This window comes from Nocardia sp. XZ_19_369, from assembly GCF_015355715.1.
Lineage (GTDB): Bacteria > Actinomycetota > Actinomycetes > Mycobacteriales > Mycobacteriaceae > Nocardia.
This window is the reverse complement of record NZ_JACVED010000005.1, coordinates 630470-649369: the sequence shown is the minus strand read 5'-3', so window position 1 is coordinate 649369 and position 18900 is coordinate 630470. Positions and strand designations below refer to the sequence as shown.

The 18900-nt window shown below is 65.7% G+C and carries 21 protein-coding genes; 8 read left to right on the top strand and 13 right to left on the bottom strand.

What is annotated here, in order from left to right:
* Nucleotides 1-54: 54 nt before the first annotated feature.
* The 5 genes from argF to argC are packed head-to-tail and all read right to left on the bottom strand — an operon-like array spanning nucleotide 55 to nucleotide 5450.
* Nucleotides 55-1008, bottom strand: coding sequence for an ornithine carbamoyltransferase (gene argF, locus IBX18_RS21950; RefSeq protein WP_194835408.1), 954 nt, complete (start codon nucleotides 1006-1008; stop codon nucleotides 55-57).
* Nucleotides 1005-2228, bottom strand: a complete 1224-nt coding sequence (locus tag IBX18_RS21945) for an acetylornithine transaminase (RefSeq protein WP_194835407.1) — start codon at nucleotides 2226-2228, stop codon at nucleotides 1005-1007. Before IBX18_RS21945 ends, argF begins: the two co-directional genes overlap by 4 nt.
* A complete protein-coding gene (gene argB, locus IBX18_RS21940; RefSeq protein ID WP_135236095.1) occupies nucleotides 2225-3157 on the bottom strand; it encodes an acetylglutamate kinase in 933 nt (310 codons plus the stop codon). Before argB ends, IBX18_RS21945 begins: the two co-directional genes overlap by 4 nt.
* On the bottom strand, nucleotides 3154-4380 hold the full coding sequence (gene argJ / locus IBX18_RS21935) for a bifunctional glutamate N-acetyltransferase/amino-acid acetyltransferase ArgJ (protein ID WP_194835406.1): 1227 nt from the start codon (nucleotides 4378-4380) through the stop codon (nucleotides 3154-3156). The genes argB and argJ overlap by 4 nt, the downstream gene beginning before the upstream one ends.
* Nucleotides 4377-5450, bottom strand: a complete 1074-nt coding sequence (argC, locus tag IBX18_RS21930; protein ID WP_194835405.1) for an N-acetyl-gamma-glutamyl-phosphate reductase — start codon at nucleotides 5448-5450, stop codon at nucleotides 4377-4379. Before argC ends, argJ begins: the two co-directional genes overlap by 4 nt.
* A 366-nt stretch (nucleotides 5451-5816) precedes the next feature.
* On the opposite strand from argC, the gene IBX18_RS21925 reads away from it, so the two are divergent.
* Nucleotides 5817-6122: a PepSY domain-containing protein gene (locus tag IBX18_RS21925; protein WP_194835404.1), complete on the top strand. Its 306-nt coding sequence runs from the start codon at nucleotides 5817-5819 to the stop codon at nucleotides 6120-6122.
* 567 nt (nucleotides 6123-6689) lie between these two features.
* Nucleotides 6690-7007 carry a hypothetical protein gene (locus IBX18_RS21920; protein WP_194835403.1) on the top strand — a complete coding sequence of 106 codons (318 nt, stop codon included), beginning with the start codon at nucleotides 6690-6692 and terminating at the stop codon, nucleotides 7005-7007.
* Nucleotides 7008-7032: 25 nt separating this feature from the next.
* On the opposite strand, the gene IBX18_RS21915 is transcribed toward IBX18_RS21920, so the two are convergent.
* A complete protein-coding gene (locus IBX18_RS21915; RefSeq protein WP_194835402.1) occupies nucleotides 7033-8034 on the bottom strand; it encodes an alpha/beta hydrolase in 1002 nt (333 codons plus the stop codon).
* A 248-nt stretch (nucleotides 8035-8282) separates the two neighbouring features.
* On the bottom strand, nucleotides 8283-8708 hold the full coding sequence (locus IBX18_RS21910) for a DUF4189 domain-containing protein (RefSeq protein ID WP_194835401.1): 426 nt from the start codon (nucleotides 8706-8708) through the stop codon (nucleotides 8283-8285).
* 182 nt (nucleotides 8709-8890) lie between these two features.
* Between IBX18_RS21910 and IBX18_RS21905 the strand changes: the two genes are divergently transcribed.
* A complete protein-coding gene (locus IBX18_RS21905; protein ID WP_194835400.1) occupies nucleotides 8891-10045 on the top strand; it encodes a hypothetical protein in 1155 nt (384 codons plus the stop codon).
* Nucleotides 10046-10158: 113 nt separating this feature from the next.
* Nucleotides 10159-10821 (top strand): hypothetical protein, encoded by a 663-nt coding sequence (locus tag IBX18_RS21900; RefSeq protein ID WP_228541463.1) that lies wholly within the window; start codon nucleotides 10159-10161, stop codon nucleotides 10819-10821.
* A gap of 52 nt (nucleotides 10822-10873) precedes the next feature.
* Here the strand turns inward: IBX18_RS21900 and IBX18_RS21895 are convergent, their stop codons facing one another.
* From IBX18_RS21895 to IBX18_RS21880, 4 genes are all read right to left on the bottom strand, one after another.
* Complete coding sequence (locus IBX18_RS21895; RefSeq protein WP_306796350.1) at nucleotides 10874-11191, bottom strand: hypothetical protein; 318 nt, start codon at nucleotides 11189-11191, stop codon at nucleotides 10874-10876.
* A gap of 81 nt (nucleotides 11192-11272) precedes the next feature.
* Nucleotides 11273-12556: a hypothetical protein gene (locus IBX18_RS21890; RefSeq protein WP_194835398.1), complete on the bottom strand. Its 1284-nt coding sequence runs from the start codon at nucleotides 12554-12556 to the stop codon at nucleotides 11273-11275.
* 6 nt (nucleotides 12557-12562) lie between these two features.
* Complete coding sequence (locus IBX18_RS21885) at nucleotides 12563-12868, bottom strand: WXG100 family type VII secretion target (protein WP_194835397.1); 306 nt, start codon at nucleotides 12866-12868, stop codon at nucleotides 12563-12565.
* Nucleotides 12868-13212, bottom strand: coding sequence for a WXG100 family type VII secretion target (locus IBX18_RS21880; protein ID WP_194835396.1), 345 nt, complete (start codon nucleotides 13210-13212; stop codon nucleotides 12868-12870). The genes IBX18_RS21885 and IBX18_RS21880 overlap by 1 nt, the downstream gene beginning before the upstream one ends.
* A 269-nt stretch (nucleotides 13213-13481) precedes the next feature.
* On the opposite strand from IBX18_RS21880, the gene IBX18_RS21875 reads away from it, so the two are divergent.
* The 3 genes from IBX18_RS21875 to IBX18_RS21865 all read left to right on the top strand — a co-directional run bounded on the left by IBX18_RS21875 (nucleotide 13482) and on the right by IBX18_RS21865 (nucleotide 16022).
* Entirely contained in the window at nucleotides 13482-13988 is a 507-nt protein-coding gene (locus tag IBX18_RS21875; RefSeq protein ID WP_107660244.1) for a CUE domain-containing protein, read from the top strand.
* A gap of 3 nt (nucleotides 13989-13991) precedes the next feature.
* Nucleotides 13992-15152, top strand: a complete 1161-nt coding sequence (locus IBX18_RS21870; RefSeq protein WP_194835395.1) for a DUF6545 domain-containing protein — start codon at nucleotides 13992-13994, stop codon at nucleotides 15150-15152.
* Nucleotides 15153-15218: 66 nt separating this feature from the next.
* Nucleotides 15219-16022, top strand: a complete 804-nt coding sequence (locus IBX18_RS21865) for a HEAT repeat domain-containing protein (RefSeq protein ID WP_194835394.1) — start codon at nucleotides 15219-15221, stop codon at nucleotides 16020-16022.
* Nucleotides 16023-16048: 26 nt separating this feature from the next.
* On the opposite strand, the gene IBX18_RS21860 is transcribed toward IBX18_RS21865, so the two are convergent.
* Nucleotides 16049-17659, bottom strand: a complete 1611-nt coding sequence (locus IBX18_RS21860; RefSeq protein ID WP_194835393.1) for a lipase family protein — start codon at nucleotides 17657-17659, stop codon at nucleotides 16049-16051.
* A gap of 206 nt (nucleotides 17660-17865) precedes the next feature.
* Here IBX18_RS21860 and IBX18_RS21855 point away from each other — a divergent pair, with 206 nt between their 5' ends.
* A complete protein-coding gene (locus IBX18_RS21855) occupies nucleotides 17866-18621 on the top strand; it encodes a DUF4239 domain-containing protein (protein WP_194835392.1) in 756 nt (251 codons plus the stop codon).
* Nucleotides 18622-18637: 16 nt separating this feature from the next.
* On the opposite strand, the gene IBX18_RS21850 is transcribed toward IBX18_RS21855, so the two are convergent.
* On the bottom strand, nucleotides 18638-18892 hold the full coding sequence (locus IBX18_RS21850; protein ID WP_194835391.1) for a hypothetical protein: 255 nt from the start codon (nucleotides 18890-18892) through the stop codon (nucleotides 18638-18640).
* Nucleotides 18893-18900: the final 8 nt, after the last annotated feature.

The following is an 18900-nucleotide window of genomic DNA, read 5'->3' as shown; positions in this document are numbered from 1 at the left end:
CCGCTGCGCCTATCGTTCGCTCACTCGCGACTACTCGTCGCGGACGCTCACCTCTCATGCCGCACCATCACTTCGCTTGGCCAGTAACCACACCAGCAGCGCCTTCTGCGCGTGCAACCGATTCTCCGCCTCGTCCCACACCACACTGTGCGGACCGTCGAGCACCTCGTCGGTGACCTCCTCGCCGCGGTGGGCGGGTAGGCAGTGCAGCACCACGGCGTCGGGCTGGGCGTGCGCGAGCAGCTCGCTGTTCACCTGGAACGGGCGGAACGGGCCGACGCGGTCCAGGCCGTCGTTCTCCTGGCCCATTGAGGTCCAGGTGTCGGTGACCAGCGCGTCGGCGCCGTCGGCCGCGGCGATCGGGTCGGCGGTCAGGGTGATGGTGGCGCCGGTGTCGGCGGCCCGCTTGCGAGCGGCCTCCAGGATCCACGGCAGCGGCTCGAAACCCGTTGGCGCGGCGATGGTGACGTTGAGGCCCGCGGTGACACCGCCGAGCAGCAGCGAGTGCGACATGTTGTTGGCGCCGTCACCGAAGTAGGTGAGGTTGCGCCCCACCAGGTGTCCCTTGCGCTCGGCGAGGGTCTGCAGGTCGGCGAGCACCTGGCACGGGTGGAACTCGTTGGACAGCGCGTTCACCACCGGAACCGTTGCGGTGGCCGACATTTCGTCGAGCCGGTACTGCTCGAAGGTGCGCCACACGATCGCGTCGACGTAGCGGGAGAGCACCCGGCCGGTGTCGCCGAGGGTTTCCTCGCGGCCGAGCTGGGTGTCGCGCCCGTCCACCACCACCGCGTGCCCGCCGAGCTGAGCGATGCCCATCTCGAAGGAGAACCGGGTACGGGTGGAGTTCTTCTCGAAGATCACGCCGACCCCGCGCGGCCCCTCCAGCGGACGCTGGGAGAACGGCGCGTGCTTGAGTTCGGCGGCCAGGGTGAGGATTTCGGCCTGTTCGGCCGGGCTCACATCGTCGTCGCGGAGGAAATGCCGTACCTGCTGTGCTGAAGTCATTGCGCCGCAGCCTCCTTCGCATCTTGGGTGGCCGAGTCCAGGATCTCCGGCAGATCGGCGACGAAATTGTCGGCCTGGGTCTCGGTGAGGATCAGCGGTGGAGCGAGCCGAATAACGTTGGGCTTAGCCGGATTAATCAGATATCCGGCGGCCCGGGCCCGCGCTTCGACGTGGGCGGAGACGTCGTCGGTGAGCACGATGCCGAGCAGCAGCCCGGCCCCTCGCACGTGGTCGATCAGCGGATGCTCCAGCAGTTCGATGCCGTCGGCGAGCCGCTTGCCGACCGACTCCACATGCGCGAGCAGGTCTTGTTCGTCGATGGTGCGCAGCACAGCCAGCGCCGCCGCCGCGCACACCGGGTTGCCGCCGAAGGTCGTCCCGTGCAGGCCGGGGGTGAGCAGTTCGGCGGCCGCGCCGGTGGCCAGCACCGCGCCGATCGGCAGCCCGCCGCCGAGCCCCTTGGCCAGGGTGATCACGTCGGGCACGATGCCTGCGGCGTGGTGTGCGTAGAACTTTCCGGTCCGGCCGATGCCGGTCTGCACCTCGTCGAGGATGAGCAGCGCACCGTGGCGCGCGGTGATCTCGCGGGCCTTGACCAGGTAGTCGGTCGGCGGCACGACGACGCCGCTCTCCCCCATCATCGGCTCCAGGAACACCGCGGCGGTGTCCGCGTCGACCACGGCTTCCAGCGCGGCGGCGTCACCGTAGGGCACGTGCACGACGCCTGCGGGCATCGGCTCGAACGGCGTGCGCTTCGCGGCCTGTCCGGTGAGCGCGAGCGCGCCCATGGTCCGGCCGTGGAAGGCCTCTTCGCAGGCGATGATCTTGCGCCGTCCGGTCAGTCGCGCGATCTTGAACGCGGCCTCGTTGGCCTCGGTGCCCGAGTTGCAGAAGAAGGCACGCCCGCTGTGGCCGGCCTCGGAGGAGCCGTCGCCGAAGTGCGCGAGCAGGCGCTCGGCCAGTTCGATCACCGGTTCGTTGGCGTAGATGTTCGAGACATGCCCGAGCGTGCCGAGCTGCTCGGTGACCGCGGCCAGGATCGCCGGATGGGCGTGGCCGAGGCTGTTCACCGCGATGCCGCCGAGGAAGTCGACGTAGCGGTTGCCGTCCGCGTCGTAAACCACCGCGCCCGCCCCGCGGACCAGCGCGATCTTCGGCGTGCCGTAGTTGTTCATCATCGCAGCGGACCACCGCGCCTGGAGTTCTTGGTCTGTGCTCATTTTCTCGTTCCGTCCGGCGAGCCCGCCCCGTTCGAGGACGAGTCGGGCGTCACCATCGTTCCGATTCCTTCTCCGGTGAACAGTTCCAGCAGCACGGCGTGCGGCACGCGTCCGTCGATCACATGCGCTGTCGGCACCCCGCCCTGTACGGCGCGCAGGCAGGCTTCCATCTTCGGCACCATGCCCGCATCCAGGCGGGGCAGCAACTCCGCGAGCGCCGCCGTATCGATGCGGGTGATCAGCGAGGACCGGTCCGGCCAGTCGGTGTAGAGGCCTTCGACGTCGGTCAGCACCACCAGTTTCTCGGCGCCGATGCCCTCGGCGAGCGCGGCGGCGGCGGTGTCGGCGTTGATGTTGTGCACCACCCCGTCCGCGTCCGGCGCGATGGTGGACACCACCGGGATGCGGCCCGCGTAGATCAGGTCGAGCACCGCGTCCGGATTCACCGAGGTGACGTCGCCGACCAGCCCGATGTCAGTGGGCTCACCGTCGACCTCGACGGTGCGGCGGGTCGCGGTGAACAGCTGCGCGTCCTCACCGGAGATGCCGACGGCGTACGGGCCGTGCGCGTTGATCAAGCCGACCAGTTCGCGACCGACCTGCCCGAACAGCACCATGCGCACCACATCCATCACCTCCGGCGTGGTCACCCGGAAGCCGCCGCGGAACTCACCCTCGAGGCCGAGCTTCTTCAGCATGGCGCTGATCTGCGGACCACCGCCGTGCACCACCACCGGGTGCACGCCGACGGTGCGCAGGAACGCCATGTCGGCGGCGAACGCCCGCTCGAGTTCCGGGTCGACCATGGCGTTGCCGCCGAACTTCACCACCACGATCTTGTCCCGGAACTTCTGCAGCCAGGGCAGCGCGTCGGCCAGGATGTGCGCCTTGTCCAGCGCCGAAAGCTCGTGGCGGAGTTGGCTTGTCATGAGCTGTACGCCGAATTCTCTTCGACGTAACCGTGCGAGAGGTCGGTGGTGCGGATGGTGGCCGCGGCGGTGCCGACATTCAGCTCGATCAGCACCTCGATGTCGCCACCGGACAGGTCGACGTCGCGGGCGCCCGGTGCGCCGACGCCATCGATACAGACCGGATTTCCGTTGAACGACACCGAGATCCGGTTCGGGTCGAGGGTGACCGGCGCCATGCCGACCGCGGCGAGCACCCGGCCCCAGTTCGGGTCAGAGCCGAAAAGCGCTGTCTTGACCAGACTGTCGCGGGCGACGGTGCGCGCGGCGGCCACCGCCTCGTCCTCGCTGACCGCGCTCGCGACGGTGACCAGCACCCGCTTGGTGACGCCCTCCGCGTCGGCCATCAGCTGAGCGGCCAGGTCGTCGCAGACCGCGAGCACGGCGGCGTCGAGGTCTTCCTGGCTCGGGGTGACCTCGCTGGCGCCGTTGGCGAGCAGCAGCACGGTGTCGTTGGTCGAGCAGGAGCCGTCGACGTCGAGCCGGTCGAAGGTGCGCTCGGTGGCGTTGCGCAGCGCCTGATTCAGCTGGTCGGGGGTGGCGGCGGCGTCGGTGGTCAGCACCACCAGCATGGTGGCCAGCGAGGGGGCGAGCATGCCCGCGCCCTTGGCCATGCCGCCGACGTTCCACTTGTCGCGATGGTGGAACGCGGCCTCCTTGGGCACCGTGTCGGTGGTCATGATCGCGTGCGCCGCGTCGAGTCCGCCGGAGAGGCCGCCGCCCATCTCGTGCACGATCTCGGTGATCGCGGGGACGAGTTTGTCCATCGGCAGCCGGTCGCCGATCAACCCCGTCGAGCAGACGGCGATCTCACCGGCGCCGGTCTCGGAGCCCCAATTGCTCAGTGCCGCAGCGAGTTCCTCGGCGGTCTTGTGCGTGTCCTGGAAGCCGCCGGGGCCGGTGCAGGCGTTGGCGCCGCCGGAGTTCAGGATCACCGCGCGCAGTCGTCCGCCCGACAGCACCTGCTGCGACCACAGCACCGGCGCGGCCTTCACCTTGTTGCGGGTGAACACGCCCGCCGCCGCGCACTCCGGGCCCTCGTTGAAAACCAGTGCCAGGTCCGGCTTTCCGCTGGCCTTGATGCCTGCCGCGATACCGGCGGCACGGAAGCCGAGCGGGCCGGTGACGCCCTGGTTGCGCACCAGCTTGCCGTTGGCGGTCTGCGTCGCAGCGGATGTCGTCACGGTGCCACTCCTACGGTGGAAAGTCCTGCGGTCTCGTCGAATCCGACGGCCAGGTTCATCGATTGCACCGCGGCGCCCGCGGTGCCCTTGGTCAAGTTGTCGATCGCGCCGATCACCACGAGCAAGCCCGCGTCGGCATCCACCGCCACCTGCAGGGTGACGGCGTTGGAACCGAGCACCGCGCCGGTCTGCGGCAGTACGCCTTCCGGCAGCAGGTGCACGAATGGCTCATCGGCATAGGCTTTTTCGTAGACCGCGCGGGCCTGTTCGGCATCCACCGAGGTCGGTGCCGTGCAGGTCGCCAGGATGCCGCGCGGCATCGGTGCCAGCACCGGCGTGAACGACACAGCGACGTCGACTCCGCCCGCCGCCTTCAGGTTCTGCGCGATCTCCGGGGTGTGCCGGTGCGCGCCCGCGATGCTGTACGCCCGCACCGAACCCATCACCTCGGAGCCGAGAAGGCCGACGTCGAGCTTGCGTCCGGCACCGGAAGTACCGCTCACCGCAACGACATTCACGTTCGGCGCGACGATGCCTGCGGCGATCGCCGGTGCCATCGCCAGACTGGCCACGGTCGGGTAGCAGCCCGGCACCGCGATCCGGCGCGCGCCGCGCAGTTGCTCCCGCCCGCCCGGCAGTTCGGGCAGGCCGTACGGCCAACTGCCCGCGTGTGCGCTGCCGTAATACTTCTCCCACGCCTGCGCGTCGGTCAGCCGGAAGTCGGCGCCGCAGTCGATGATCACCGTCGACGCGGGCAGCTGCTCGGCGAGCGCCGCGGACTGTCCGTGCGGCAGGCCGAGGAACACCACATCGTGCCCGGCCAGCTCCTCGACGGTCGTCGGTGCGAGCACTCGATCCGCCAGCGGCAACAGGTGCGGCTGCAACGCGCCGAGCGGGGTTCCGGCATTCGATCCCGCCGTCAGCGCGCCGATCACCAGGCGGCCCTCGCGGTACGCCGGATGACCGAGCAGCAGTCGCAATACTTCCCCGCCCGCGTACCCACTCGCCCCGGCCACCGCAACCCGCAACGCGGGCCCTGCTGGCTCCGGCGCGTGCACCGAATCAACCATGTGATGATTATGCACGACTATGCAAGCTCATTCACCAGCTGGTCCCCTCTTGCTTGGATCCTGCTGGAAAAATCGGGGTTTCGCAGGGTTGGTACCCGACTTGGTGGGGTGCAAACGCCGGTTGGGCGCGGGCTCGTGCTGCGGCCTCGTCGCAAATTCCGGGCCGCACACACCGCTGGACGCGCACGAGTGCAGCGAGTGTTGCCGCAGGTTCTGACTCACCCTCCGATGAGGTGTGCTGCCAACACCACACCAGACGGTCCTGATTTGCAGGCATACCGCGCGGATTCGGTGGTAGTTCCCACGCGAAGGGTGCAGGCGGGCGACCGCCGCGCCACCGGAGTTATCGACCACAGGAGGATCATCATGCCGTTCACCAACCGCCGCAGCGGCTCCGACCTGCGCCGATTGACCGTCGGCGCGGCGCTGACCGTCGCGTTGATCGGCGGTGGCAGTGCGCTCGCCACCGCGGAACCCGTGAGTGAGCAGGAAGCCCTCGACGCGGCGCGGCAGGCGATGATGGGCGCGACCGTGGAATCCGTCGAGCTGGACACCGCGGACGGCGCCCCCAAGTGGGAGGTCGACGTCAAAACCCGCGACGGCAACGGGTACGAGGTGACGGTCGACGCGCGCACCGGGACGATTGTCTCGATCGACCGAGACAACGACTGACTCTCGCCCGTTCACAGAGCCCGACCCTCGCTTACCCCCAGGGCCGGGTGGCCTCTTCGAATTACATTGCTGGACAAGTGATCACGTGGAAATGGTGCAGGCGGCTTCTCGGCCGATGCCACCATCAGTTCCACGTGATCACTTGTCCAGCGGCCCTGAACCCGGACCTGGCGCCCCCTCCGCACCAGGTCCGGCAGCACCGCCGACAGTCATGATCCGGTAGCGCGGCACTCGATTGCTTGGACAAACCTGCTACGGATCAGGGGAACGCGGTAATGCGCATCGCTCGAGCGACTGCGCACGCGGCCTTGCCCGCACTACTCCAGATTCGTAGCTGCCGCGTCGTCGTTTCCGACGGATACGGCCCGCTACGCGGTTTACAACGGCGACCCCAAGTCCGGTCAGCTCCGAACAATGACGACGGATAGGCCGTCGATCTGCACCGCCGACTGCAAAAAAGCATTCAGGATTCCCGAGGAGCAACTGCGCCCGTCAGGAACGTTTCGAGTAACAACTGCGATTTGTCAGCGATGTGTTCCAGACAACAACTATTTCAGGAGGTTCGCAATGGTATCCACGAAACGGCTTGCCGCCAGCGCCGTCGTTGCCACCGCCGCCGCAGCCACCGTGCTCGCTGGCGCCGGCGTCGCACAGGCCGACGTCCCGGTATGGCAGGCCAACTGTCACGTTTACAACATCTTCAACACCGGCGGAATGGCCAATTGCGAGCTGCCGACCTGGCACCAGGTAAAGCTCACCTGCGTCGCCTGGCCCGTCCCCTTCACCTACTGGAAATACGGCCCGGTGCAATACGGACAGAATCAGTCCTGGGCCAGCTGCGACTCACTGAACGCCTTGGTCCACGTCGAGGTTATCCAAGCGTAGGTCCCGATCACCGAATTCCAGCTTTCTAAGAACCAGTCAGGATCTTGGCTTCCGGCGCGGCCGAAACTGCGTCTGTGACGGCGGATTGCGCGGTGGCTGCGTCAGTGGCCGGAGCGTGGGCGGGGTAATAGTCGGCGGTTCTGGTGCCGGTGAAAAAGTCGGTGGTCCAGCCGACTGCGAGGGTTTGCAGGGTTGAGATATTGACGGATTTCGGGTTGCCGCACAACAGGTTTCCCAACGTGTCACCGCTGTCACCTTCAGCGTCGGTGTGCACGCCGGTGCCGATGCGGACGCCGAGATAGCGACGGTGCAGCAGGCGTTGGGCGGCTGCGGTACCGACACCGAAGAGATTGCATTGCGAGGGTTTCGCGGCGATATCGAGAATCGGTAGGTCGGTGTGGTCGAGGTCGGTGAGGGCTTGATCTGTGTTGCCGCCGAGGAATGATTTCACCGGGTCGAGCAGGACGAGTCCGTGTAAGTCGGCGAAGGCGGCGGGGTGGTCGGCGTGCAGTCGGTGGGCGACATATTCGACGGCCTCGGCGCCGGCGGAGTGTCCGACGAACACGGTCTGCTGTGGCAGTCGCAGATCCGGACGGTGCGCCGCCGACGTGGCTGCGGCGAAGCTGCGGGCCAGCGGGCCGGCAGGGTCGGCTGAAGTGGCGAACAGTCCGGCGATGTTGTCGAGGAAGCCGGTGTTGTCGCCGAGGTTCTGCAGGGTGCAACCTGCCGGATCGAGGAACGGCAAGGACGGCGCGAAGACGACGTAGCCGGCGGCGGCGAAATGCTCGGCGAGACTTGCCACGTTCGCATTGCTTCGCGCGAAACCGTGTTGCAGCCAGACCAGACCGTTGGCGGGCGCCTCGGGCAGGTACCAGTCCGCGTTGCGGTGCCGGATTGCGCCCGCGCAGGCGATGTCGACAGTTTCGGGTACTCGATCGGATCCAGCATGCGCGACAGGTGTCGCGAGGGTCGCCACGGCGCAGGCGGCGGCGAACGTGGCAGTGAGCACGAGGCTCCGTAGGTTCATCTTCACTCCTGTGCGGAAACGCGCTGCTCCGAGGGGAGAGCCGAGGCTAACTGGTCACTTGACCAATTGAGACCCGCCAGCCGAGAGCTGTCAAACGGTGGGCCACAGATCACACGGCGAACGTCGTGATTGCGGCTTTTGCCTGATGACGCGGCACTTCGGCGCCCGAAACCGGCTACCCGAGGGGCGTTCGGAACACCAAAGAAGACCCGGCCCCAACAGGTTCCGGGTCTTCCGAGTGATGACGATCAGCCCGCGTTGGCGGTGCAGATCACCTCGCTGATCTCCGTCCCCGACCTGTCCGCGGATCCGACATTGGCCAGGAAGGCCGGCGGGTAATGCCGGGCAAGGCTGGCATGGGCAGCGAACAATGCGGCCGAGCGGTTGAAGCCCGCGCCGGTGGCGACCGCGCCGTCGGTGTAGACGAGCGCACCGCAGCCGTCCGCCCAGTCCACCAAAACGATGCAGTCGGCGAGGCCGCACGCGTCGAGCGCCTCGGCGATCGCTTCCTCGCGGCTCGGTGCATCGATACTGGTGCCGTAGCTCCAGTCATCACCACTGAATGCGATCGCACCGTGGAGACTGGCCGCGTTCGCCGTGCCGGCACCGATTACCGACCCGGCCGCAAGACCCATCGTCGCGATCGCGACTGCGGCCTTACTCATGAACCTCATCAAGCACTTTCCTTCGTGAGCACGTGCGTTGAACGTTGACCCGACGAATCATGGCGGACCGCTGTCCGATTCGCCCAATTCATTTCGAGAGGTCATGCTGCCGCCGACGGCTGCCGTTGAGCTGTCCGTCCGAACCGGAGCAGACGGCTGCGGGAGTTCGAAACACGCGGCACAGTGGATATATGGACGTATTGCGTGACTACGCGCTGCTCGCCCTGCGGGTCGATCGGCTGGTGGCCCAACACCCCACGGGAAGTTGGATTCTCGACTATCGGGGGCCGGCGCGGTGGCTGGACGAGGTGGCGAACGAGCCCTTGGCGAATCCGGCGGATCTGGTCCGGGCTGCGCAGGATATGGCGGTGACCGTCGCCGACAACGATCCCGCTATGGCGGAACAGGTGCGGGCGCTACACACCATCGCCCGAAGGCTGACCGGAGAGCAGTTGCCGTTTCCGGAACAGGTGCGCGGCATGCTGGGAATCGACGCCGAATGGATTCCCGATGAAGTCTTCGACGAGGCCTACCAACTGCTGGACGATGCCCTACCAGCGTCGAAAGGCACGCTCGCACAACGGTTGCACGCCTGGCGCGCCGCACACAGCCTGCCGCCCGGCCGACCAGAGCGCCTGTCCGAACTGATTCACCTGGCGCTGAGGGAAACCCGGCGGCGAACCGAGACGCTACTACCGCTGCCGAAAAAGCTAGATGTAACAGTGGAATTCGCCCCCGGACCCTTGCGTGGATTGCATCGAGGCGGAACCGCAGGCAGCGTGTTCGTCGATGCGAACCTGCCCTTCAACCTGGCCGATCTGTTCTATGTCGTTGCCCACGAGGCGATTCCCGGGCACATCTGCGAATTCATGATGAAGGAAATGCACCAGGGCCACCGCCCCGACATCCAGGTGCGATTCATGCCGTCACCGGCCTACGTGATATCCGAAGGCCTCGGCCTGCACGCCCCGCAGGTGCTGTTCCCCGACGACGAAGCCCAGCACTGGCTGCTCGACAATGTCGAAGAGCTCCAACCCGATTCGAGCAACTACGCCAAGATCCAGCGCGCCCGCAACATCCTCTGGGGCGCATATTGCAACGCCTCGCTACTGCTGGCCGAAGGGACACCATGGCCGAAGGTCCGCGACTACCTCGCCGACACCGCACTGGTAACCGACGACGAACTGACCTTCCTACAAGGCTTTCTCAGCACCCCGTTCACCGAGCCCTACATCTTCACCTACTACCACGGCTGGCGCCTGCTCCAATCGCACCTCGATGATCCGAGCTTCCTGAGGCGTGCGCTCACCGAACAACTCGCCGTCTCGTCACTGAAGGTCCGATAAATCAGGCCACACGGGCAGACCTCAACGCCTGGCCGAGCGCATCTTGTGGGTGGTGTGAGTGCCATATATGTTGGGTCGGTGAACTTCCTCTGCGGAAAGGACGCCATGCGTCCTTGCCGGTGATGCCCGGCAAGCGGCCGGTTTCCGATCGGCCGATGACAGCACGATCACCTATCGGCGACACACGTCGAGATACTGCACTACCGCAGCCCCGTGCCGATCCTTCGGCCAACCCGGATTCGACCATGGCCATCAATAACATTCGGTTCGACATGCAGGTCTGGGTCAACCGAACGCGCCCCTGGCTTCCCCCCGGCGCCCTTCCGTTCGTGCCCCGTCCACTGCCGATCGTACGAAGTGACACTGTCGTACCCCGCGTCGACGGTGTGCCGCTCACCGATCTGATCGACAGGTTCGAGCTCGCGGCAGGCATGCAGCCCGCGGGTGGCGCATACGGTGGCCTGCGTCCCGGGTCGGCGTGGAACTTTCGGATCGATGACCATTTTCACGGAAGGTCCAGCATGACAACGGGAACGAAGACACCCGTGCTCGTGTGTCAGTGCGGCGCGTGGGGCGACTGGCCGCTGCTGGCCGAGATCGTCGTCTCCGACAGCCTGGTGATCTGGCATCGCTTCGAACAGCCCTATCGTCAGGAACGCGACTATGACGCGTTCGGCCCATTCCGGTTCGACCGCAACCAATATGACGAAGCGCTGCAAGACCTGATAGACCGATCACCTCAGCCATTGCGCGGACACGATGCGCCGCCGCCGTGATCAACGCAAACGCCGACGAATCCGCCCGCGCGGCGCGTCACATCTAGACCCGCTACAAAACCTCGATCTGCGACGGGTCGGGCAGCGACTTCGGGCGCTCATCGGTGTACCAGGTGTACTCGATTCCGCCGAGCCTCCCGTCCTCGACCCACAGAATGACTTCGCCGATCGGTGCCCCGTTGCGGTCGGTGACACCTCCATCGATGAAGATCCCGTTGGTTGAATCAGATACGGCTGCCACACCAGGGGGAACCATCAGATCGACGCTCGGGGAACCCTCACCCCACGTGGCAATGACCTGTGTAAACGGGACCTGCGCCAGATAGTCACCAGCACCGGCTTTGCCCGACGAGGACAGCAGTTTGGTCACGACGCTCGTTTCGAGCTCGGTCAGCGCCCTCGGTTCTATCGGTGTAGTACCCATCGCCCTCTCCTCAGTTCTGGCGTTACGTCACGGAATGTACGCGGTGCCGATCTTGAAGACACCGTCGATCATGGCGCCGCGAATCTCGACAGTCTGGCCGTTGATCGTGCGGACCAGTGGATTCGCCCCGTTGTACACACCGTCCGGCACCCCTTGAACGCTCTCGATGAACTTCCGCATCGTCGCTTCCTGACCCCCCAGCGACTTCACCAGATCATCCAGTTTGTGCTTCGGTACGAAGACGTGACCCATCGCCTCCTTGTCGAGCGCATAGTCCAGCGAGCTCTTCAACTTGTCGCGGGCGACCCGGGCGATCTCAGCCGTGCGCTGCGCCATGAGGTCGGCGATGCGCTGCAGCGCGGCCCGTCTCGCTGCGAGGTCCTCGCCTGTCTCGGTGACCTTGTCGACGAATTTGGCGGCCCGCTTCGCAGCCAGCACTCGGTCGACGTACTTCTTCATCTTCACCGCAAGCTTGCCTGCCTTGGCAGCGGCCACCGCGGCTGCGCCGAACCCAGCTGTCAATGCACCGGCGATGACACCGAGGACGACGGTCTCGGCGACTTCTTGCGCCAGATCTTTGGCGAGATCGACCAGCAGCTGCCCTAATTGCGTCCGGAACTCCAGAATCGCGGAGCGGTGGTCACGGCAGGATTTAGCGAGATCTTTGTAGAGAGTGAGCACACCCTCTGCGGAGGCTTTCAGCTCCCGGATGTCCTCATCGACATGGGCGGCGTCGGGCGCGGTTTCGCTTTCGAATCTTTTCGCCAGCTGATCCAGCAATGTCGGAAGATTGCCTACCCCGGATTCGGAAGAAGCGAGCTTGTCCCAGGCATCGGCGGCGGTCAGCAGGTCGTGCGGCTCACCATCGGGCATCGAAACGCCGAAATTCTCGAGCGCCGACACCGCGAACCCGACATCGTCGAACAGGCCACTACCGGGCCCGCCCGCCGAGGGCGGTGGCACCAGACATGTCGACCAGGCGGGGTACAGATTCGCTGGCTTCGTCGGCTCCGGGCGCCCGGTTCCCTCGACGTAATCCGCGAGTGCGTGGTTGTATCCGAGCTGGTTCAGGATGCCGGCGTAGTTGCTCATCGCGGTGACGAGAAGCTGGGTCATACTCATCGCCGTTGTGACGGTGGAATCGTAGGACGTGGCCCATGCCTTGGATTCGCCGACATTCCCGCCCATATCGGCGGTTTCGCGCAGTGTGGCGATCTGCGTGGAGAACGTCCGATGGTATGTGGTGGCAAACGAGTACAGGGACGCTCCTGCCGAGGAATACACGGCGGGATCGACGATCAATTTCGCCATAGAGTCCTATGACCTGCCCAGCATCGCCAGGTTCGCGGCAATGGCGGCCGTATACCGATCGTGCGCAGCCTGCACGGCTCGGCGCATGGTGTCGATCCCCTCGGAAACATCGGTCGCCCCGGTGTGCCAGTCGCGATAAGCCTCGGCCTGCGCATCCGCGGCGGCACCGTTCCAGTTCTGCTGCACGGTGGAGATGCGCTGCTGCAACCCGTCGAGGCTTTCGTTGAGAAATCCGACAAACCCCGAGACCCGGGCCACCATCTGCTCGAGCTCGTCGAGATCGACACGGAACGGCTGTGCGTTCTCGACCATCACAACCCCGGCAGGTCTAGCGATCCGGTGAACTCGCGAGTTGTGCTCGCTCGCACCTGATCCTGGTCGTCGAGGGTTTTGCTCGTGACACCGAGCAGTTCAGCCATCTCGGCGAGGGCATCGAGGACAGTGTCCGCCCCTTGTTTGGTCTCGGTCCATCCCGCACTGAACGAATCGGCAGAGGTCCCGCGCCAATGGGACAGCAGCGCTGCGATATCCGTCTCCAAAGAGGTCAAGCCATTGATGAGCGATTCGGCGACCTGCTGGACATACCGGCCCGCGTCGGTGACTTCGTCGGGTACCAGGGCGAAGTCGCCCTGGGTGGAGCCGGGTTGGCCTGTCATTCAGCATCCTCGAAGATCGGTGCGGGTCAATAGGTTGGACGCCGCAGGTACCGGTTCGGTTCCATGGTCGGAGTATGTCGGCGGTCACAGGCTCGTCGGTCGCACTCGGAGAAGGGGTTGGCCGACACGGCGTCCGGCACAGCCATCCAAAACTCGATATCACTGCGGCCGAGTTCGGTCGTGATCATGGCGGGACCGGCGATTTGTGTCAGTCGGACGGCGGAGGGCTCCCCTGGACAATCCGGACCATCGGCGGCGAAGATGGCTGCATGTTCCGACGCGCCGGTGTCGACCCCGCGGTCGAACGCATCCGACAGCTGGCGATTTCGCTCGAGGTGCCGCGGCCGTGGGATCTGGCGACCTTCGTCGCGCACGTGGCCGAACGGGTGGGTAAGCCGATTCTGATTGTTCCGCAACAGGATCTGACCACGGGTGGGTTTCCGTGCGGGCTCGTCGTGGAACGCGCCGACGATATCGTCATCGCCTACGACGCGGCCAGCACCGGGTATCACACCGACCACATCGTGATGCACGAGATCGCCCATCTGTTGCTCGACCACGCCGGATTCGTGTCGCCGGGAGCTCAGCGCCGCACGCTCGCAGCACTGTTCCCCGACCTGGATATCGACAGTGTGCTGCGGGTGCTGGCCCGCAGCAATTACGACGATGTCGACGAGAACCAGGCCGAACTGTTCGCCTCGATGCTCATGTCCGACGTCGACCTCGAGGTTCAGCGGCCACGTTCGGTGCTCGGCCGCTTGGTCTTTCAACGCTGAGCGATGCTGACCTCGACGCTACCGACAGCGGTAACGCTGCCCACTGTGATCGCCGCCTGCCTGTTGCTCGCCGGTCGCCTCGTCGGCTTGCTCAACACCGAGCTCGACCGGCACGTCACCATCGCCTTCGGCTGTGTCGTCGCCACCGCGACCACCCGGGAACCGACAGTGCGCCGCCTCATCACCGATCTCTCGGGCGGATGGCTCTCTGAAGAGCTCATCCTCGAACTCGGGGCGATCGGTTTCAATGTCGGCTATGCGGCCGGGCTCCTGATCGGCGCGGCGCTGCTGTATCGCTTTCGCTCGCCGCGCGTCAGCTACGGGCTGGCCGCCGTATTCAGCGTCGCGGCACTGTGTTTCAGCACCTTCGGCGGCGGCACCGGCACGATCTTCGAACGCGCCGGGTGGGCACAGTTCGGATATTGGCTGTGCACGGCGCCGATCGGTGTCGCGATGGCGGTCCTCGTCATCCAGGCGGCCGGTGCCGAACTCCGTAACCGAGTCGGTCGCGGTGAAGCGGCGATGTACGTGGCGACCCTCCTCGCGGGCGTCGCGGTGCTCGGACGTATCGGCGCGACCATGGTGGCGTCCGCCTTTCGGATCACCGGTCAGCACAATGCTTTCACCGCCATCCAAGCCGAAATCGATCGCAACGGAGTGTTTTTCGATCTCGTGCTGTGCATGGGGCTGACGGTGATCGCCATAGTCAACCGGATGGGCGTAGACGATCTGACGCGCCACCGAAAAGCGCTGCGCCCCCTCTGGTCCGAACTGACCGCCGCCTGTCCAGAGATCGTGCACCACAGCCCCGTACCCGACGGCGCCCAGCCCAACCGATATCTCCTGCACCGCACCGTCATCGAGATCCGGGACAGCATCCTGGACCTGGGCCGCTACGCGACACCGCATCCGCCCGACATCGCGGCGGCGATCTCGCGCGCCGCCCCGACCGGCCCCGCCTACGACGCACTGGACCGCGCCGTCCTGCTCGTTCGTGCCCGAGATGCCAAGGCGCACGGCAACTCTCCGTCCGGCAGCCGCTACTTCGCGCTACCCGCCGCCGACAGCCTGCTCGGTGAGGTCACCGAACTGACCGCCATCGGTGCGCAGTGGCCGCTCGCCAAGGCCATCGCGGCCCGGGCCGGACAGCGCACCAAGCGGTAACTCGTCAATGGCCAGGCCCAGCTGAGGCGGCCGGAGGTCGAGATCAGCGCCAGGTACCGTTGGGCGGTGAATCCAGCTGATGCGCGACGCCTCAAAGACGGTGATCTCGAGACCCGCGTGGAAAATCTGCGGCTCCTGCTCGATCGGGCTGCTGACGGCGACGCTGCCGCCAAGGAAGCACTGTGCGCGCTCGTCCGGGACTATCGCGATTACCACCGGTCGCTGTACACCCGGGCGTTGAACCTGGCGGCGATCTTCGGCGACGACACGCTGCGAGAACCGCTGCTGGCGTCGCTCGCCGACACTCAGTACAACTGCCAGGCCTGGGCGGCGATGGGCTGCGCGGCGCTCGGCTTCCGCGAGGCGGTCCCCAGCTTGGTCGCGATGCTGGACCACCCCCAGGACATGGCTCGCGAGCAAGCGGTGATCGCGCTGGGCCAACTCGGCGATGAATCCGTCGTCCCGGCACTCACCCCCGTGCTGCGGGACTCGATCGCCGGAATGCGCGAACGTGCCGCCGAGGCCCTCGGCCTCATCGGTGGCGAGGCGGCCCTCGCCGCACTATGGGACGAATTCGAAAACCGCCGGTACTACCGCATCGGGTATATCGCCAGCGCACTGGCCAAATTCGCCCCGGACATCATCCCGAGATTGTGCGCGGCGGCCGACAGCGACGACCCGGACCAGCGCTACTGGGCCGCTGTCGCGCTCGGTTCGACCGGCGACGATCGCTCGGTGCCGACGCTGGAACGATTGATGGCCCACGATCGTGGTTCAACGGTCTTCGACGGCATGGTGAGCGTCGCCGCGAAGAAGGGTCTCCGCACGCTCCGCCGGATCCAAGCGGCGATCGCTGCCCGCGAATCCTGAAATACGGCTGTGCCTTTCATGCCTGCTCATCGGAATCGGCCGAAGAGCCAGGCACCCGGTTTATCGGGCGTCGGGTCCAGGCAGAACTGGCGGATAGCTGCAATCAGCTCCGCGGTGGTGACCGTGCCGGAATCGTCGGTATCGAGTCGATCGAAGAGAATGCTTGCCTCGGCCGGCGTGTGTTCGCAGCCGATGAGCAGGCCGACCAATTCTTCTCGATCCAGCACTCCGTTGCGGTCGACATCGGCCAGGTCGATGACGGATTGAGCAAGCGGGGTGATGTCTCGGTCGAATGCGTCCTCGTCCCGATGGGTTCGGAGCCATGCACAGAACTCGTCGGCGGTTATCCGCCCATCCCCGTTGACGTCCGCCCTGATTGCCATCGCTCGCCAGAGGGCGCGGTATCCCGCACGTACGGCCGCCGCCCTGGGCGAACCGGGGGCTTCGCCGTAGGCCTGCACCAGCCGCAACCCGAAGGCCTCGTAGTCGTCGGCAGCCAGGCAGCCATCGCCGGTGATGTCGAGCAGCTCGAATCCGCTTCGGGTGTTCGAGGGTTCGAACGCACTCGCCGACGCCGTCGCGCTCATGCGCTCGCCGACCCATTCGAGTATTTCCGGTACTGCGGACAGCATGCTCGTGTGGTCGGCTCCGGCGCAGGTCTCCAGATGGATATCGGTTCCCGCCCTGCGTATCTCGGCGGCGAATTGCACCACGGCGGCCATGGGCAGCACGGCATCGGCGGTGCCGGCGGCCAGCATTACCGGTCGGTCGAATCGGGCGGCGGGGACCCGGCAGGCGTTCAGCATTTCTTCGACGCCGGGGCGCCGGTTCAGACCGGTGGTCCCGATGTCCTGGTTGGTCAATACCGCGACCGCATAGTGGATATCGCGGACCGGTGCGTACTCGGCGAGTTCGATCAGTCGCTGGCCGAGGCCGGTCATGAACTCCTGGGTGGCCAGGCCGTGGGTGGTCCGCAGACCGGCCAGCAGATAGGGCAGAAACAGCGTGACCGATGCGCTGTCGTCGGCCGTCTGCATGCGCACGATCGTCGGCACTTCCACCGGCGGAGCCAGCGCCACCGTGCCCCTGAAGTCGAGCTCCGGCGCGTATTTTGTGGCCATCAGGCCGGTGAACAATGCGGCGTGGCCGCCCTGGGAGAAGCCGACCACAATCCAGCGGCGACTCAGCGGATGTCCGAGTTGGTGCGCGGCTCGAACAATGTCGACGACATCGTCGGCTGCCGCTTCGCCGTTGAAATAGGGATGCGGGCCGGGGGACGCCAGGCCTTCGTAGTCGGTGACGGTCACGACATATCCGGCTTCGAGCCAGGTGGCGACGTGGCGACTCTCCGGCCGTGACAAACCGATAACGGAGGGAGCGGTTCGGTCAGACAGCCCGGTCGTGCCATGCGCGTAACTGACCACCGGCCAGCCGTCCCGTGGTGGGTCGCCTGCGGGGACGAACACCGACCCGGAGACGATTCGACCCGAACCGTCGTAGCCGATGCCCTGATACCAGACGCGATAACCCATCCCGGCGTGGCCGGGCCAGAACGAGGTCGGGAGCTCTTCACTGCGAACGAGGGTTCCCGCCCGATGAAATGCGTTGTCCTGCAGCAGATCTTCGGTCAAAATCATCGTCGGCTCCGTTTCATGACCGATTCTGTCGATGCCGAACTGCGGTGGAGCGATCTTGCGGAAGATTCTATGGGCGGCGGTGACGGGAACTGTCTCGATTCCAGCCGACGCGGCGAGTTGCCCTCGACCGGCAAGTCGCGCAGGTACCGTCTCTCGGCGACAACAGGATGCGGTTCCTTCGATATTTCGATACAAGGAGATGGTCGATGTCGTTGGCCACTATCGCAATGCTCGTTCCCGTCGTGACGGTGCTGGGTGGTGTCGTGGTCATACGGCGTTCATTGCAGCGTGGCACTCCGGCCGAACACAACGATGTCGCCGGAACGGTGTTCCAGACGGTCGGCGGATTGTACGCGGTGCTGCTGGCGTTCGTTGTGGTCAACGAGTGGAATTCGTTGCAGGAAGCGAAACGCAATACCTTCACCGAGGCCAACGAGCTGGGCGCGCTGTACTGGAATACCCGGGCGTTGCCGCCGCAGGCAGGACGTGATCTGGAAGCAACCACCAAGCAATATGCAAGGGTGGTCATCGATAAAGAATGGCCCGGGCTCGGACGCGGCGAATACAGTCCCGAAGCCACCGAGCTGGTATACCGCATGCGCGATCAGATCAATGCTTTACCGACCGACACCCCACTTACGCACTCGATCTACGAACATTCGTTGTCGACCGTCAATGACCTCGCCGCTGCGCGGCGCGAGCGACTCAGCCAGAGTGGGCACAACGTGCCGACTGTGCTGTGGATCGGGCTCGCATTGGGAGCAGCCGTGACCGTCGGATTCATTTTCGTATTCGGCCTGCCGAAGTTCTGGACACACCTGATGCTCGGAAGCTCGCTGGCTGCGCTCATCGTGTTGGTGATGGCGCTCATCGCAGTACTCGATCAGCCTTTCCAAGGCCATATCGCGGTTGAGCCGCAGGCGCTCGAGATCTTCCTGCGCGACCTGCCGCCGCAACGTTGACGGGACCATTAGCCTGTCAATTCCCGCGTCGTCGCATGGATCGGTACAGCAACCACAACGCCAGCGCGACCGGTGTCAGGATCGCCGTGAACAGGATTCCGGCGAACATTCCGTAGCCGTGTGGGTCGGCGGACACTCCGGTGGCGCTGAGCACCGCCTTGCCGACGAACAGCACGATCAACGCGGCGGTGCAGGCGAACGCGCCGAGGACGAGACGTCGGAGCGTTGTCCGCAGTGCGCTTGTGCGGGGAGTGCTGTTCGGCGTGTCCATGTTCGGCT

What these genes read in the sequence shown, in the direction of transcription:
- argF (WP_194835408.1), bottom strand. Translation starts at nt 1,008, where the DNA reads ATGACTTCAGCACAGCAGGTACGGCATTTCCTCCGCGACGACGATGTG.
- IBX18_RS21945 (WP_194835407.1), bottom strand. Translation starts at nt 2,228, where the DNA reads ATGAGCACAGACCAAGAACTCCAGGCGCGGTGGTCCGCTGCGATGATG.
- argB (WP_135236095.1), bottom strand. Translation starts at nt 3,157, where the DNA reads ATGACAAGCCAACTCCGCCACGAGCTTTCGGCGCTGGACAAGGCGCAC.
- argC (WP_194835405.1), bottom strand. Translation starts at nt 5,450, where the DNA reads ATGGTTGATTCGGTGCACGCGCCGGAGCCAGCAGGGCCCGCGTTGCGG.
- IBX18_RS21925 (WP_194835404.1), top strand. Translation starts at nt 5,817, where the DNA reads ATGCCGTTCACCAACCGCCGCAGCGGCTCCGACCTGCGCCGATTGACC.
- IBX18_RS21920 (WP_194835403.1), top strand. Translation starts at nt 6,690, where the DNA reads ATGGTATCCACGAAACGGCTTGCCGCCAGCGCCGTCGTTGCCACCGCC.
- IBX18_RS21915 (WP_194835402.1), bottom strand. Translation starts at nt 8,034, where the DNA reads ATGAACCTACGGAGCCTCGTGCTCACTGCCACGTTCGCCGCCGCCTGC.
- IBX18_RS21910 (WP_194835401.1), bottom strand. Translation starts at nt 8,708, where the DNA reads ATGAGGTTCATGAGTAAGGCCGCAGTCGCGATCGCGACGATGGGTCTT.
- IBX18_RS21905 (WP_194835400.1), top strand. Translation starts at nt 8,891, where the DNA reads ATGGACGTATTGCGTGACTACGCGCTGCTCGCCCTGCGGGTCGATCGG.
- IBX18_RS21890 (WP_194835398.1), bottom strand. Translation starts at nt 12,556, where the DNA reads ATGGCGAAATTGATCGTCGATCCCGCCGTGTATTCCTCGGCAGGAGCG.
- IBX18_RS21885 (WP_194835397.1), bottom strand. Translation starts at nt 12,868, where the DNA reads ATGGTCGAGAACGCACAGCCGTTCCGTGTCGATCTCGACGAGCTCGAG.
- IBX18_RS21880 (WP_194835396.1), bottom strand. Translation starts at nt 13,212, where the DNA reads ATGACAGGCCAACCCGGCTCCACCCAGGGCGACTTCGCCCTGGTACCC.
- IBX18_RS21875 (WP_107660244.1), top strand. Translation starts at nt 13,482, where the DNA reads ATGTTCCGACGCGCCGGTGTCGACCCCGCGGTCGAACGCATCCGACAG.
- IBX18_RS21870 (WP_194835395.1), top strand. Translation starts at nt 13,992, where the DNA reads ATGCTGACCTCGACGCTACCGACAGCGGTAACGCTGCCCACTGTGATC.
- IBX18_RS21860 (WP_194835393.1), bottom strand. Translation starts at nt 17,659, where the DNA reads ATGATTTTGACCGAAGATCTGCTGCAGGACAACGCATTTCATCGGGCG.
- IBX18_RS21855 (WP_194835392.1), top strand. Translation starts at nt 17,866, where the DNA reads ATGTCGTTGGCCACTATCGCAATGCTCGTTCCCGTCGTGACGGTGCTG.
- IBX18_RS21850 (WP_194835391.1), bottom strand. Translation starts at nt 18,892, where the DNA reads ATGGACACGCCGAACAGCACTCCCCGCACAAGCGCACTGCGGACAACG.